The 14,454-nt window shown below is 68.1% G+C and carries 11 protein-coding genes; 3 read left to right on the top strand and 8 right to left on the bottom strand.

The genetic code is table 11. From position 1 onward, the window contains the following. Positions 1 to 7: 7 nt before the first annotated feature. The 7 genes from INQ42_RS00360 to INQ42_RS00330 all read right to left on the bottom strand — a co-directional run bounded on the left by INQ42_RS00360 (position 8) and on the right by INQ42_RS00330 (position 6,131). Entirely contained in the window at positions 8 to 265 is a 258-nt protein-coding gene (locus INQ42_RS00360) for a hypothetical protein (RefSeq protein ID WP_194034671.1), read from the bottom strand. A gap of 144 nt (positions 266 to 409) precedes the next feature. Further along, positions 410 to 2,377, bottom strand: a complete 1,968-nt coding sequence (locus INQ42_RS00355) for a phospholipase D family protein (RefSeq protein ID WP_194034670.1) — start codon at positions 2,375 to 2,377, stop codon at positions 410 to 412. After that, positions 2,374 to 3,027 carry a YceI family protein gene (locus INQ42_RS00350; RefSeq protein ID WP_194034669.1) on the bottom strand — a complete coding sequence of 218 codons (654 nt, stop codon included), beginning with the start codon at positions 3,025 to 3,027 and terminating at the stop codon, positions 2,374 to 2,376. The genes INQ42_RS00355 and INQ42_RS00350 overlap by 4 nt, the downstream gene beginning before the upstream one ends. Beyond that, on the bottom strand, positions 3,024 to 3,500 hold the full coding sequence (locus tag INQ42_RS00345; RefSeq protein WP_194034668.1) for a SixA phosphatase family protein: 477 nt from the start codon (positions 3,498 to 3,500) through the stop codon (positions 3,024 to 3,026). Before INQ42_RS00345 ends, INQ42_RS00350 begins: the two co-directional genes overlap by 4 nt. A gap of 12 nt (positions 3,501 to 3,512) precedes the next feature. Beyond that, on the bottom strand, positions 3,513 to 4,142 hold the full coding sequence (locus INQ42_RS00340; protein ID WP_194034667.1) for a ParA family protein: 630 nt from the start codon (positions 4,140 to 4,142) through the stop codon (positions 3,513 to 3,515). Positions 4,143 to 4,237: 95 nt separating this feature from the next. Beyond that, positions 4,238 to 5,434, bottom strand: a complete 1,197-nt coding sequence (locus INQ42_RS00335) for a hypothetical protein (protein ID WP_228064389.1) — start codon at positions 5,432 to 5,434, stop codon at positions 4,238 to 4,240. Positions 5,435 to 5,471: 37 nt separating this feature from the next. Beyond that, positions 5,472 to 6,131: a tetratricopeptide repeat protein gene (locus INQ42_RS00330; RefSeq protein ID WP_228062553.1), complete on the bottom strand. Its 660-nt coding sequence runs from the start codon at positions 6,129 to 6,131 to the stop codon at positions 5,472 to 5,474. Between the two features lie 220 nt (positions 6,132 to 6,351). Between INQ42_RS00330 and INQ42_RS00325 the strand changes: the two genes are divergently transcribed. The 3 genes from INQ42_RS00325 (at position 6,352) to INQ42_RS00315 (ending at position 12,772) form a co-directional block, all read left to right on the top strand. Next, positions 6,352 to 10,047 (top strand): indolepyruvate ferredoxin oxidoreductase family protein, encoded by a 3,696-nt coding sequence (locus INQ42_RS00325; protein WP_194034665.1) that lies wholly within the window; start codon positions 6,352 to 6,354, stop codon positions 10,045 to 10,047. Positions 10,048 to 10,204: 157 nt separating this feature from the next. Then, positions 10,205 to 12,004 carry an Mbeg1-like protein gene (locus INQ42_RS00320; protein WP_194034664.1) on the top strand — a complete coding sequence of 600 codons (1,800 nt, stop codon included), beginning with the start codon at positions 10,205 to 10,207 and terminating at the stop codon, positions 12,002 to 12,004. 102 nt (positions 12,005 to 12,106) lie between these two features. Then, entirely contained in the window at positions 12,107 to 12,772 is a 666-nt protein-coding gene (locus INQ42_RS00315) for an ankyrin repeat domain-containing protein (protein ID WP_194034663.1), read from the top strand. A 103-nt stretch (positions 12,773 to 12,875) separates the two neighbouring features. On the opposite strand, the gene INQ42_RS00310 is transcribed toward INQ42_RS00315, so the two are convergent. Continuing rightward, positions 12,876 to 14,444 (bottom strand): BCCT family transporter, encoded by a 1,569-nt coding sequence (locus tag INQ42_RS00310; protein ID WP_194034662.1) that lies wholly within the window; start codon positions 14,442 to 14,444, stop codon positions 12,876 to 12,878. Positions 14,445 to 14,454: the final 10 nt, after the last annotated feature.

Below are 14,454 nucleotides of genomic sequence, written 5' to 3'. Positions count from 1 at the left end.
AGGGGGATCAGTGAAACCTGAACAGGGACGGGCCGGCGCTCTGCGAGTAGCGCCCGGCGGCCTTGTAGGCGTCACGGCTGACGTAGCCACTGCTGTGGCCGTAGCCGATGCCGGGCTGACGCTCGGGGTAGCCGTGATGTGCTGCGGATCCGGCCAGGGACGTCTCACCAGCCGCGCTGGGATGGGACCTGGTGCAGTCGCGGCGCGACGCGCCGCCGGCGGTGGAGGATGAACGGGCAGACTGGGCGGATTGCTGGATGGACATGACGATCTCCTGCTGTAGTGAATTGGTGTGCTGGTAATGTATAACACCAGATCGATCAGTACATAGGCCATAGGTCATGGACGTCGCGGGATTCAGGATTCAGCAGGTTTCAGCCTCCCGGGCAATGCCGGGGGAGGTCTGCGTTCAGAGAATCGGCGCCAGCCCCGCTCCGAAGGCGGTGAACAAGCGCGTCGGCAATCCCTTCAGCGCGAGATTCACCTCCGGGAAATCCCCTACCGGGCGATAGCACTGGCGGAAGCCGGGGTCGTCAGGGGGTATGGGCCGCGGGCAGTCCTCGCCGGGCACGAACTCGTAGCTGGTCGCGTACCGCATCGGCCAAAGGTCGAACACCGGCAGCCATTCGGAGATCTTGCCGATCGAGTACTCCAGCCCCGACAGCACTGGTGGCTTGTCGCGCGGTGCGATGACCCAGGAATTGGCCGGACTGATGTCACGGCGGATGCTCGCCGCCAGCTCGCGCGCAAACGCGGCATCGTGGACGATCACCGCGCTCTCGGTGTTGTAGTTGTCCCCGCGCGGATCGAAGTTGTGGGTGCCCACCACCCCGATCCGGCGGTCGATGACCAGCGACTTGGCGTGCATGCCCATCCGCACCCCGGCCCGTCGCAGCGGTACCGGCTCGTTGGACTGGCGACGCAGGTGGCGGGTGGCGCCGTACTCGGCCGCCAGCGGTTTGCGGTAGCGAGCGGAGCGCAACACGCTGCTGCGGTCCGGGCGGGTGCTCGGGGCCGGCGGCAGCGGCGCATCGACGAACTCGGGCAGGAATGCGCCGGTGGCCTGAAGGTCGATCGGTGCGTCCTCGGGAAACGGCTTGTATTCGTAGATGTTGAAGCCGAAATCGCGCAGGTAGCGGCGCTTGTACTTGTAGGAGAGGGCGTAGGCGATGAAGGCGTCGGTGGCCGCCAGCGAGTTGGTCGACACCACCACGCGGGGCGCATCGGGGCGATCATGCAGCCGCTCGAACATCGCCTGCGCGGGACGCGACAGCACCAGGTAGGGTGTCTGCAGCATCACCTCGCGGTCGGCCGAGGCGATCAGCCCGCCCAGCGACTGCGATGCCGCGGCGAATTCCGACGGCGTCTCCGCCTCGTGCTTGCCCGGGCCATCGGACACGTACTCGACCTTGCCCACTTCGCGAGCCTCGCTGGCCAGGCGCTCGAACACCAGCAGCACATCGCCGGCATCATCGCGCATCGATGCAGCACGTTCGGGGCGGCGGTACTCAGCGGGCGCGAGGGCCGGCACGCCGCGTGACAGCAACAGGCGCCCGACGTCCACCAGACGGGAGGGCGGTACTGCGCGGCGGTCGTCCCAGAACAGGCGGAAGTCTTCCGCCATGGCGTGGGCGACCGGGCCTGCCACCAGCAGATCTCGGTCGCGGAAATTGTAGGTGTCGCTCCAATCGAAATAATCGTCCTGGTAGTTGCGCCCGCCGGTGATCGCCACGGCATCGTCGATCAACAGCAGCTTGGTGTGCATGCGCTGGTTCAACTGGCGCCAGCAGCACGCCGCGGCGATGGCATATTGCGGGTAGGTGATCCGCGCCCGCCGCATCACGGGGTTGTACAGCTTGAGGTGGAAGTTGCGATGCATGCCACTGAGGGCGGCCAGTGATTCCACGCTCTGGAGCGCAGACAGCTGGTCCATCAGCACGCGTACACGCACGCCGCGCCGCGCGGCGTCGAGGAGCTCCTGGAGCACCAGGCGGCCGGCGTCATCGTCCTGGTAGATGTAGGTCTGCAGGTCGATGCTGCTGGTAGCGCTGCGGATCAGGTTGATGCGCGCCAGCAGCGCATCGGTGCCGCGATCGAGGATCACCGTGTAATGGCGCGGCTGTTGCGGCGTCGACTCCTGCAGTGCCTTGTCGGCCATCTGGCGCAGCGGCGATGGCTGCGCGCAGGCATCAAGCGCGTCGCAGGTGGAAGCGTCCGATCGCGCCGCCGCTGCAATGGCATACGCCTGGTCGGCCTGTTGCGGGCTGAGCGTGGCGCAGGCGGCCAGCAGCAGGATCGCGGCGGCGATGGACAGCCGCAGCGCTGCACGGGAAAACCGCCCCCGCCGCAGCTCCCGCGGGGCGCCCTTCGAACTCATGGCGCAGGATCCAGCAGCCGCACCTGCATGGTGAAACGCACCCGGTCCGACAGGACCAGCCGCATGCCGGCTATGCCGTAGTCACTGCGGTCGACGCTGCCGCTGGCAAACGCGTCGCAGTCCTGCCCGGCGCGTTCACACATCGCCGGTGCAACCATGAAGGTTTCCGGGCGACTCACTCCGTGCATGCGCAGGACGCCCTGCAGCAGCCCTCCGCGGCGGGTCAGCATATCGTCGTGGGGGTCGGACACGAACTCGATATCGGGATGGTGCTCGGCGTCAAAGAACGCGTCGGACCGGGCGATTGCCGCATAGCGCTCCGAGCCCGCCACATCGATGGATCCAGCCGCCAAGCGGATCCGGACCTGGCGCCGACCGTCCGGCAGGAACAGCACGGTACCGTCATACACCGGAAATCGGCCCTGCACGCGTTGGCCCCAGCGGGTGCGCAGCTCGAAGCCGAATCGGGTATGGGCGGGGTCGAAGGCGTGGGTGCGCACGCCCGGCTGCGCGGATCGCGCAGCAAAGGCACGGAATGCCTGCTCGGCTGCAACAGGCGCCGCGGGCGCAGGCTGCTGCGCCGGCGCGGCCATGGGCAGCGTCAGCAACAGCAGCAAGCACCATTTGTTGCGGAATCGGGCTGTGGTCACGGCCACCAGAACGCGTCGAGCCGGGCCACACCCGGCTCAAGGCGGGCGCCATCGGGGATCGACAGCACGGCGACGCTGCCCGGGGGCATGCCGCGGTAGTCCCCGGTGCGGCCGCTGTACAACAGCGCCGCCAGGAGTTCCAGGCCGGGGTTGTGTCCCACCAGCATCAGTCGCTCGACTCCCGGGCTGTTGTCGGCCAGGGCGATGAGGGCGCCCGGTTCGGCCTCGTAGATCTCCTCCTGGATGCGTTGCTCGACGTAGCCGATCACGCCCAGCACCGCTTCCAGCGTCTCCCGCGTGCGCCGCGCCGGCGAGCAGAGCACGCGGTCGGGCGCCATGTTCCGTTCTTCCAGCCAGCGCCCGGCGGCTTCCGCCTCCGCCAGTCCCTCGGCGGACAGCGGCCGATCGATGTCCGCCTGGCCGGCGGTGGCGTGCTCGGCGTGGGCATGGCGCAGCAGGATCAGTTCACGCATGGTGGAGTCTCCTCATTTGGCCAGCCATTTCAGCAAAGGCTGCCAATCGGACTGGTGATCGCGGACGTTCGCGGAATGATAGTCAAACAGGCTTTTGCCCAGACCGGCCAGCACTACGTAGGCCTGGCTGTCGCGCAGCTGGGCGACGACCGGGTACGGCCACTGGTCGAGCATGGCAAGGGTTTCGCGCGAGGTGCTGGTCCACGGCCGAAGACGGTTGGCCACCAGGCCGACCTTGAGGTCGCCGTTGCGCACCCGGCGATGGCGGGCCAGCGAATCCAGGAAGGGCACACTGGCCTCGATGTCCAGCAGCGATGGCTGGATCGGCACCACCACCGCGTCGGCGACGGCGAGGAAGCTTTCCAACTCATCGGCCATGGCCCCGGCCGGGGCGTCGATGATCACCCGCTCGGTATCGGAAGGCACGCCGCGCTGCCACTTCCAGCGATTGGTGCCATCCACCGGCAGCACCGCGGAGTCCAGCGCGGCCCGGCGTTGCGCCCAGCCGTGGGACGAGCGCTGCGGGTCCGCGTCCACCAGCGCGGTCCGGCGACCCTGCAGCGCGGCATTCGCGGCCAGGTGGGTGGCGATCGTGGTCTTGCCTGCACCACCCTTGGATGTGGCCACCAGCACCGTCTTCATCGCGTCTCCCGGGTTTGCAGCCTGCGCTGCGCATCAGGCTGCAGCGTACAACACCGGGAGCGCGCGTCACCGCCGGCGCGGCGCGGTATCGGCGATCAACGCGGATGCCGCGGCAGCTGCCAATCCGCCGGCGGCGCCGCCGCGATGCCGGCGCGGTGCAACAGTTTCGCCATCGCGCCCAGCTCGCCATCACTTGCGACCCAGCGCGCGTACTGTCCGGTGCCGGGGGTCCCGCCCAGACCGGCGAGCAACGGGAGTGATTGCTCCCGCCACCACGCCAGCTGGCGCAGACGTGGCGTCCACTGGCCGGTCAGGCCCGGTTCCAATCCGATCAGCAGTCGCGTCGCCATCTCCGCGTAAGGGAGCGTGGAATCATCCGCCGCCAGACGGGACAGCAGGGCGACACAGTCGGCGCGCAGGCCGGGGTCGCGCGCCAGCTGCGCCTGGCCCGCCCCGCAGAAACGGCTCACGCCCTGCATCGGTGCCAGGGCGATGGCGGCCCATTGGCCAAGCGCCTGCATGGCCATCCAGTCGGCCGCGGTACCGGTACCGGTGGCGGCCTGCATGCCGGCGGACGTGCGCGCGTCCATCGCCGGCACGGGCGCTCCGGCGCGCGCGTCCAGCAAAAGGCTGAGAAATTCGCCGGTGGGGGGCTGGTAGCGGGGGGCGACAGCGGCCGCATGCAGATGCTCGCGTGCCGCGCGCAGATCGCCGGATTCCATCGCCACGCCGTTCGCCCACAGGTGGGCCGCGGCGTTGTCGCCGTCCACCTGCAGCAGGCCGGCAATCGCGGCGTCGCGATCGCAGCCAAGCACGTGGCAGTCGGTCACCTCCACCCATGCGACCAGCGGATCGGTGGGACCGAGCTGGCGGGCGCGCGCGAACCAGCCGCGCGCCTGCGACCCCAACACGCCGGGCGCATCGCCGGTGGGAGCGTCCTGGACCGGCATGACCGTCATCGCGCCCAGCAGGCTGCGCACATCGCCGCGCTGCGCCAGGGCCTGCGCGTGCGCCGCCATCGCCGACTCGTAAGCGCGGCTCCAGGTTTCCATGGCCGCCTGCGTGGCGGGATCATCCAGCACGGCATCAGCACGCTGCTGCTCCGGCGGATCCGGCGCAATCTGCTGCATGCATTGCGCGATGCGGGCGTCGTCGCCCAGCGCGATGCAGGCCTCGGCCGCGGTACGGTCGGTCGCGGAAACCTGTCCCGCCGCGTACGCCAACCCTGCCACGGACATCGCGCCGAGCAGACCTGCGCCAAGTGTTTGCTGAAGCAGTCGTTTGTGCAGCATTCCGTTGCCCCGGTCGTGGCTTGTGCTCAGACGCGGATCAGCGCCATTGCGGTGGATCAGCCTGCCACGCCTGCTGCACCTTCACGAGTGTCGCGCGCTCGGCGGGCTCCCAATCGGGCAGCAGCTCGTCGAAACGGTCGGGATAGGTCCAGCGGTCCGGATGGGTACGTACCGCGGCGGCATACCACTCCACTGCCTCGTCTTTGCGGTCGAGTTGCCATAACGCCAAGGCGAACGTGGTCGGCATCCAGTCGGCGGTGACGTTGCGCGCCTTGATCAGCGTTTCCCAGCGCGCCAGCGCGGCTTCCGGGTCGCCGTTGCGCAGCAGGTCCCAGCCGTAGTTCCACAACACCGGCCGGTACAGGATGTCGGTCGTGCCCAGATTGCGCAGGGCGCGGTCGTACAGCTCGATGCCCAACTCGGGCCGACCGCCTGTCATGGCCACATGGGCAAGCTGGGCATTCTCGGCGTGGGCACGCGGCTTGCGCGCGATCGCCTTGAGCAACGCGTCGGTCAGCGCATCGCCTTCGCCCTGGATGGCCACTACCGGACGCGTCGTACGCGCTTCTTCCGCGAAATAGAACTCGGATGCGGGCACCAGCCGGCTTTGCGCCGTTGCTGCGCCGGTCACCAGCAGACAGCCTGCCAGCGTCGCAGCCAGAACCCGGCCGCTGAGCGGCCGCTTGAAATTGAACATGTACATTCCCCCCTGGATTGCGCGCTCATGGTAACGCGTGCGGACCGCGGGACAAAGCCGTGCGGCCGCGGCACAAAGGCATTGGCTGCTAGACTCCCGCGGCTGTGCCGACGACGCGCGCGCCGGTTCCGCCGGACCCGATCCGTGCATCAGCAGCGTTTCCCGATCCGACCCCGACCCCCGCAGCCATCGCGCGGCCGCCGCCGCGTCGGAGCCCCGCATGACCAGTACCGCCCAGCTTTCCTCGCCGGCGTCCGCCAATACCGCCACGCTTGCCGACCCAGACTACGGTCTGGACCACAAGTACAGCCGCGAGAGCGGCCGGATCTACCTGTCCGGCGTGCAGGCGCTGGTGCGGCTACCGCTGATGCAGCGCCTGCGCGACCAGGCTGCCGGCCTCAACACCGCCGGCTTTGTTTCCGGCTACCGGGGATCGCCGCTGGGCGGTTTCGACCTAGAGCTGTGGCGGGCCAAGCAACACCTGGCCAAGGCCGGCGTGAAGTTCATTCCCGGCCTCAATGAGGATCTCGGCGCGACGATGGTCTGGGGCACCCAGCAGACGAACCTGTTTGAAGGCGCGAAGGTCGATGGCGTGTTCGGCATGTGGTACGCCAAGGGCCCGGGCGTGGACCGCAGCGGCGATGTGCTCAAGCACGCGAATGCCGCCGGCACCAGCCCGCTGGGTGGCGTGCTGGCGCTGGCCGCCGACGACCATGCCTGCCGCAGCTCGACGCTTCCGCACGGGTCGGAGGGCGAGTTCACCAGCGCGATGATGCCGATCCTCAACCCGGCCGGGGTGCAGGACATCCTCGACATGGGCGCGATCGGCTGGGCGATGTCGCGCTACACCGGGCGCTGGGTCGGCTTCAAGACGATCGCCGAGACGGTGGAGTCCTCGGCCTCGGTGGACGTCAATCCGCTGGCGCTGCAGATCGTCACCCCGGACGATTTCGAGATGCCGGCCGGCGGCCTCAACATCCGCTGGCCGGATCCGCCGCTGGACCAGGAGATGCGCCTGCACCGCTACGCGGTCAAGGCCGCGCAGGCCTTCGCGCGGGCCAACGCGATCGACCGCATCGTGATCGACTCGCCGAGCGCGCGGCTGGGCATCATCACCACCGGCAAGTCCTACCTGGACGTGCTGACCGCGCTGGAATACCTCGGTCTGGACGAGCGCGCCTGCGAGGATCTGGGCATCCGCGTGTACAAGGTCGGCATGACCTGGCCGCTGGAGCCGGTCGGCCTGAAGCGCTTCGCCGATGGCCTGGCCGACATCGTGGTGGTCGAGGAGAAGCACGCCTTCATCGAGAGCCAGATGAAGGAGGCGATGTACAACTGGGGCGGCGGCACGCGCCCTTCGATCGTCGGCAAGTACGACGAGCAGGGCCACTGGATCCTGCCCAGCACCGGCGAGCTGACGCCGGCGACGATTGCCGGCGTGATCGGCCGGCGCATCCAGAAGTTCCATGACAACGAGCGCATGTGCGATGTCATGCGCTGGATGGCCGAGAAGGAAGCCGAGCTGGCGCTGCCGCGGGCGCAGTTCCCGCGCGTGCCGCATTACTGCTCCGGCTGTCCGCACAACCTCTCCACCGCGGTGCCGGAAGGCTCGCGCGCGCTGGGCGGCATCGGTTGCCATTACATGGTGACCTGGATGAACCGCAGCACCGACACCTACACCCACATGGGCGGCGAAGGCGTCACCTGGGCCGGGCAGGCGGCGTTCACCGACACCGAGCACGTGTTCCAGAACCTCGGCGACGGCACCTATTTTCACTCCGGCACGCTGGCGATCCGCCAGGCAGTCGCCGCCGGCGTCAACATCACCTACAAGATCCTCTACAACGATGCGGTGGCGATGACCGGCGGCCAGCCGGTGGACGGCCAGCTCAGCGTGCCGCAGATTGCCCACCAGGTCCGCAGCGAGGGCGTGCACGCGATCGTCGTGGTGTCCGATGACATCGGCAAGTGGCGCCGCCGCGACCTGTTCCCGGGCGACGTCGAGTTCTTCGACCGCGCCGAACTGGACGCGGTGCAGAAGCGCATGCGCGGCGTGAAGGGCACCTCGGTCCTGATCTACGACCAGACCTGCGCGACCGAGAAGCGCCGGCGCCGCAAGCGCGGCAAGATCGTCGATCCGGCCAAACGCGTCATGGTCAACTCGCTGGTCTGCGAGGGCTGCGGCGACTGCGGCAAGAAATCGTTCTGCGTGTCCGTGCTGCCGAAGGAAACCGAGTTCGGCCGCAAGCGCGAGATCGACCAGTCCAACTGCAACAAGGACTACAGCTGCACCACCGGCTTCTGCCCCAGCTTTGTCACAATCGAAGGCGGCGGTTTGAAGAAGAAGTCCGCCAGCAACGCGCGTGAGCGGCTGGCGAACCTGCCGATGCCGGTGCTGCCCACGCTGGAGCGGCCGTGGAACATCCTGATCACCGGCGTCGGCGGCACCGGCGTGGTCACCATCGGTGCGCTGCTGGGCATGGCCGGGCATCTGGAGGGCAAGGGCTCCAGCGTGCTCGACCAGACCGGACTGGCGCAGAAGGGCGGCGCAGTCACCACCCACATCCGCATCGCCAACAGCCCGGCCGAGATCCACGCGGTGCGCATCGCCGCCGGCGAGGCCGACCTGGTGCTGGGCTGCGACATGGTCGTGGTCAACGACTACTGGGCGCTGTCGAAGATCCGCGGCGGCCGCAGCCAGGTCGTGCTCAACAGCTACGAGGCGATGCCCGGCAGCTTCACCACCCGTCCGGACATCCAGTTTCCCGCGGCCGACATCATCAGTGCGGTGCAGACCGCGCTGGGCGGCGAGAAGCCGTTCGTGGTCGACGCCACCCAGATCGCCACCGCCCTGCTGGGCAATGCGATCGGCAGCAACCTGTTCCTGCTGGGTTATGCGTGGCAGCGCGGGCTGGTGCCGATCTCGCTGGACGCGATCATGCGCGCGGTCGAGCTCAACGGCGCGGCGATCGAGATGAACAAGACCGCCTTCGCCTGGGGCCGTCTGGCGGTGATCGACCCCAATGCGGTGGCCGACGCGGCCGGACTGGTGCGCAACCAGCCGACCGCGGCGGAAGCGACCCCGCGCGACCTGCCGATGCTGGGCGCCGGCGATTGGGAAGGCAGCGAATTCGCCAGTCCGTCCGCGCCGCTGGGCGGTCGCAAGGAAGACGAACTCCGCCATGTCCCGCAGAGCCACCCGGGTGACAAGGTCGCGTTCCTGCCGATGGACGACTCGCGCCTGTCACGCTCGCTGGACGAACTGATCGGCCGCCGGGTGCAGTTCCTCACCGAGTACCAGGACGCGGACTACGCGCGCCACTACGCCAGCCTGGTCAACCGGGTACGCGACGCGGAGGCCGGCAAGGTGTCCGGCAGCACCGACCTGACCGAGGCGGTTGCACGCTATGCGTTCAAGCTGATGGCCTACAAGGACGAGTACGAGGTGGCACGGCTGTACACCAGCGGCGAGTTCCTGCGCCAGGTCACTCAGCAGTTCGACGGCGACTACAAAATCAAGTTCCACCTGGCACCGCCACTGTTTGCCAAGCGCGACGACAACGGCCAGCTGATCAAGCGCGAGTTCGGGCCGTGGATGTTCACCGCCTTCAAGTGGCTGGCCAGACGGCGTACTCTGCGCGGCGGCAGGCTGGACATCTTCGGCTACACCGCCGAGCGCCGCGGCGAACGCCAGCTGATCGTCGACTACTTCCAGACCATCGACGCCCTGCTGCCCCGGCTGGACCGTGGCAACGTCGCCCTGGCGGCCGAGATCGCCTCCATTCCCGAGCACATCCGCGGCTACGGCCACGTCAAGGAAGCGCATCTGGAAAAGGCAAAGGCGCGCGAGGCGGAGCTGTTGAAGCAGTGGTCCGGCGAAGCAGCGTCGGGGCTGGAGCTGCGCCTGATCGCCTGACGGCTGGTCGGACCCGGCCCGCCACGCCCGGCGCAGTGCACCCCCGCGAAGGATCCCCGGTGCGCGCCGGCATCGACCGCACTAGGGTCCGCCCCAGCTACCGCGGCGCCTGGCATCCGCCCTATGGTCGGTACAGGCGCCGAAAAGGAGGCGGGACATGTTGATCGGTCAGGGTGGACTCAGCGGACTCACCAACCGCCTGCAGATGTTGGCACCGTTGCAGAACCTGCAGCGGCCAATGCCGTTCTCGCCGTTGTCGCCATCGCCGCTTGGCGTCAGCGGTCTGCGCGAGCCCAGCTACCACCCGCAGCTGGGTTCGTTGGCCCCGACGAGACTGGCACCGCAAGCGCCGCCGTCCGCACCCGGCCCGTATGCCCTGCCCGCCGGCAGCACGCTGAAGGACGCCACCAGCGGCACCCGGGCGCAACCCTTTGACGTGACGATGTCGCAGTTGGCGACCTCGGTGTACGGGACCCGCGGCGCGCCACCCGATGGCTGGAGCGCGGTCAGCGACGCGATGCTGGAGTCTCGCGGTATCGAGAACCCGGCCACCTGGCGCCAGGAATTCCTTGGCGGGGTCGAGCAGACCACCGCCAACCAGTTCAAGGCCGAGGTCTACACCGACGGTGAGGGCAACTTCGTCCTCGCCTATCGCGGCACCGCCGAAGGCGCCGCGGATTGGGGCGACAACTTCCAGCAGGGCCTGGGCTTCGAGACGGGTTCGGTCGACAAGTTCACCGGGCTAGCTGCCGACAGCGCCATCGAGTTTGCGCGGGTCTTCGGCGACGGAGACTCCGGGGCCGCGACCAACCTGGCCATCACCGGCCACTCCCAGGGCGGTGGCCTGGCCTCGGTCGCATCCCTGGCCACTGGTATTCCGGCGGTCACCTTCGACGCCTCGGGCATCCATCCCAACACCCTGGATCGGCTGGGAATGGCCAGCCCGCAGCAGGCGCGTGACATCGCCGAAGGCGGCCAGATCCGTGCCTACTCGATGAAGACCGACCTGCTGACGCGGGTGCAGGAATCCGGTCCGCTGTCGCTGGCCGCCCCCGATGCGCTGGGCACCAGGATCGTCGTCGAGCCCGGTGTCATCGACAGGCACACGCTGGCCGGGCGAGCGGCAAAACACGAGTTCGACCTGCCGCTGCTCGGCCAGGCCGGGACCAACGGACTGGTAGAGGCGATGCGCAACAGTGGCATCCCGGTCATCAGCGACGTGGGTCAGCTGGCCTACAACGCGCTCAGCCACAGTCCCCAACTGCTCACCGACACCATGATTGCGCGTGAGCCGTGGCAGGCGGGCTACCAGAATCCGTCCGACTTCGGCAAATCCCTCCACGACATGGTGCCCGCAGGCCTGCGTGATGACTTTGCACGCAACACCCACGAGGTGGCCGATGAAGTCAACGGCGTGCTCAAGACCGACATGGCCGACGGCAACTACCTGCAGGGATCGGTGAAGATCGCCGGGCATGTGGTTGACGGCGTCGTCGACTCGGTCGGCAATACGATCCACCACACCGCCGAAGGCGTTGCGGCCCGCGTGGATGAGCGCGTCGCAGGACCGGTCGGTGACTTGCTCGCAGGCGCCATTTCGATCGGCGGCAAGGCGGCCCAGTTCACCGCCGACAAGGTGGGCGACGGCATTGAGCAGATGGCAGGGGCCCAGGGCGCCATCCTGCAGAACACGTTCGACGGCGCCGTCTGGGCCGGTAACAAGGCGATTGAAGGCATCCAGTGGACCGGTGAAAAAGCGATCCAGAGCACCACCTGGGTGGCTGGCAAGACGGTCGATGCCGCCAGGTGGACCGGCGAGAAGGCCGTCGATGTCGCCAAGTGGACGGGCAATAAAGTGGTTGAAGGCGCCACCGCGATCAGGGATGGTGTGACCAACACCGGCCGCGCGATCGGCGAGGCCGTATCCAACTCGCGGGTTATGCCCTGGAACTGGTAAATGCGTGCAGGATCGCGGATAGACTCGCTTCTCACAGGGCGCCTCAGCGGCGCCCTTTTCGCCGCGTTCCTCTTCTCCGCCACCGGGTGCGATCCACAGTCCATGAGCAATGAAGCCTTCGCCAACTCCAGCCTTGAGCCGCTTGCCCAGGCGGTCGTCAGCGGCGACAGCGCAGAGATCAAGCGCCAGCTCGCCAGTGTCGACCCCAACACGCCGGGTGCAGACGGTGCCACGCTGCTGGTGGCAGCCATTGGTGCGGAGAAACTCGCCGCGACCCAGGCGCTGCTGGACGGCGGCGCGGATCCCAACCAGCCCGGCGGGGGTGGTGAAACCCCGGTGCACGCCGCAGCGTTTGTCGGCGATCCGGCTTTCCTGAATGCCGTGCTCGCCCACGGTGGGGACCCCAACGTCCGCAATCCCGCCACCGCGTCCACCCCGCTATCACGTGCCCTGCGCGGACTCCACCTGGACAACGTCCGCATCCTGCTGGATGCCGGCGCCGACCCGCAACTGGGTGACAACAATGGCGATCGTCCCCTGCACGTCGCCGCCCGCACCAACGCCGGCGCGGCGATCCTGATGCTGCTGGAGGCGGGTGCAGACCCGCTGGCCACCAACTCGGGCGGCGCCAGCTTCCAGGCGTATTACTTCTCCTACCCGCCGCGCAACGCTCTCAACGAGCGCGCGCTGGCTGAGCGCCGCGAGGTCGTGGCCTGGCTGAAAGCGCACCAGGTGCCGCTGGAAGCCAACGTCGACCCGGACTACTGATCCGCGCGGCCTGCACTCGCGCCCACATGGTCCTCCCGCTACATCCCATCTGCTCCTGAGGGCATTATTCCGCGCGCCCGCGCTTTCCGGCGCCCCTGCCGCGCTACGGATCGCCGGTCCCCTGCCGGGCCTTCTCCATCCGCTCACGCTCTTGCTTCAGCCAGCGTACTTCCGCGCGGCGGACCTCCCGATCGTGGCGCTCATGCATGCGCTTCTCCTCGCTCAGCGTCCGGTTCAAGGAGACCATGATCGCCGCCAGCAGCACCGCGAAGGGCAGCGCGGCGACGATGATGACGGCCTGCAGCGCTTCCAGTCCGCCCGCCGCCAGCAGGGCCACCGCGATTACCGACTGCAGCACGCCCCAGACCACCTTCCTTGCCAGCGGCGGATCGCCGGCGGACTCACTGGACATGCTCGCCAGCACCAGCGTGGCGGAGTCGGCGGAGGTGACGAAGAAGCTCAGCAGCAGCACGATCGCCACCCACGAGATGACCGACGACAGCGGCAGCAGGTCGGCCATCGCAAACAGCACGTGCTCGATGCCCAGGCTGAGCGCGGCCAGCTGGTCCGCGCCCTGGAACATCTGCTGGTAGAGCACGGTCGCACCGAACGCGGCGAACCAGAGGAAGCTCACCAGCGCCGGCCCGCAGACCACGCCGAACACGAACTCGCGCACCGTGCGGCCGTAGGAGATCTTCGCAAAGAACGCCCCAACGAACGGCGCCCAGGCGATCCACCAGGCCCAGTAGAAGATCGTCCAGTCGCCGACCCAGGCGCGCTGGGAGAACGGCGTCATGTGCAGGCTCATCGCCGGCAGCTGGTTGAGGTAGGCGCCGAGAGTGGTGGTGAGCGATTCGAAAATAAAGGCGGTGGGGCCGAGCACGATCACCAGGGCCAGCAACAACGCCGCCACCGCCATGTTGAAGTTGGACAACCACTTGATGCCGCGAGACAGGCCGGTCGCACTGGAGGCCATGTACAGCACGAACGCCACTGCGATGATCACCGCCTGGGTGGCGAAACCGGCCGGCGCCGTGGTCACGTGGCTGAGGCCGGCGCTGATCTGCATGGCGCCGAAGCCCAGCGTGGTCGCCACGCCGATCGCGGTGGCCACCACCGCCAGCACGTCGATCGCCTTGCCCACCGCCCCCTGGGAGTGGCGCTCGCCGATCAGGGGTTCCAGCAGGTCACTGATCAGGCCGCGCGACTTGCGGTTGAACTGGAACCACGCCATCGCCAGGCCCATCAGGGCATAGATCGCCCACGGATGCAGTCCCCAGTGAAAGAAGACATAGCGCAGCGACGCGCGTGCAGCCTCCAGGCTCTGCGGCTCGATGCCTTCCGGCGGACGCTGGAAATGCGAGAGCGGTTCGGCGGCACCGAAGAACACCAGTCCGATGCCCATACCGGCGGAAAACAGCATGGCAAACCAGGAGCGGCGGCTGAATTCAGGCTCCGCATCCACCCCACCGATCCGCAGCGCGCCCATCGGGCTCACGGCCAGGTAGAGCAGGAACACCAGCGCAACGAATACGACCACCAGATAGAACCAGCCGGCGCCGGAAAGCGTAAGTGCTTGTGCGCGTGAGCTGAACTCGCCAAATGCCTCAGGCGCGAACACACCTCCCAGCGCCAGCAGGGCCAGCAATACCACCGAGATACGAAACACCATCAGCAGGACT

The organism is Lysobacter avium, assembly GCF_015209745.1.
GTDB lineage: Bacteria > Pseudomonadota > Gammaproteobacteria > Xanthomonadales > Xanthomonadaceae > Novilysobacter > Novilysobacter avium.
Note: the sequence above shows the minus strand (reverse complement) of the source record. Positions and strands in the feature narration are given on the sequence as shown.

Bases quoted from the DNA above. Each gene is read 5' to 3' on its own strand.
- INQ42_RS00360 (WP_194034671.1), bottom strand. From the start codon at position 265: ATGTCCATCCAGCAATCCGCCCAGTCTGCCCGTTCATCCTCCACCGCC.
- INQ42_RS00355 (WP_194034670.1), bottom strand. From the start codon at position 2,377: ATGAGTTCGAAGGGCGCCCCGCGGGAGCTGCGGCGGGGGCGGTTTTCC.
- INQ42_RS00345 (WP_194034668.1), bottom strand. From the start codon at position 3,500: ATGCGTGAACTGATCCTGCTGCGCCATGCCCACGCCGAGCACGCCACC.
- INQ42_RS00340 (WP_194034667.1), bottom strand. From the start codon at position 4,142: ATGAAGACGGTGCTGGTGGCCACATCCAAGGGTGGTGCAGGCAAGACC.
- INQ42_RS00335 (WP_228064389.1), bottom strand. From the start codon at position 5,434: ATGCTGCACAAACGACTGCTTCAGCAAACACTTGGCGCAGGTCTGCTC.
- INQ42_RS00330 (WP_228062553.1), bottom strand. From the start codon at position 6,131: ATGTTCAATTTCAAGCGGCCGCTCAGCGGCCGGGTTCTGGCTGCGACG.
- INQ42_RS00325 (WP_194034665.1), top strand. From the start codon at position 6,352: ATGACCAGTACCGCCCAGCTTTCCTCGCCGGCGTCCGCCAATACCGCC.
- INQ42_RS00320 (WP_194034664.1), top strand. From the start codon at position 10,205: ATGTTGATCGGTCAGGGTGGACTCAGCGGACTCACCAACCGCCTGCAG.
- INQ42_RS00315 (WP_194034663.1), top strand. From the start codon at position 12,107: ATGAGCAATGAAGCCTTCGCCAACTCCAGCCTTGAGCCGCTTGCCCAG.
- INQ42_RS00310 (WP_194034662.1), bottom strand. From the start codon at position 14,444: ATGGTGTTTCGTATCTCGGTGGTATTGCTGGCCCTGCTGGCGCTGGGA.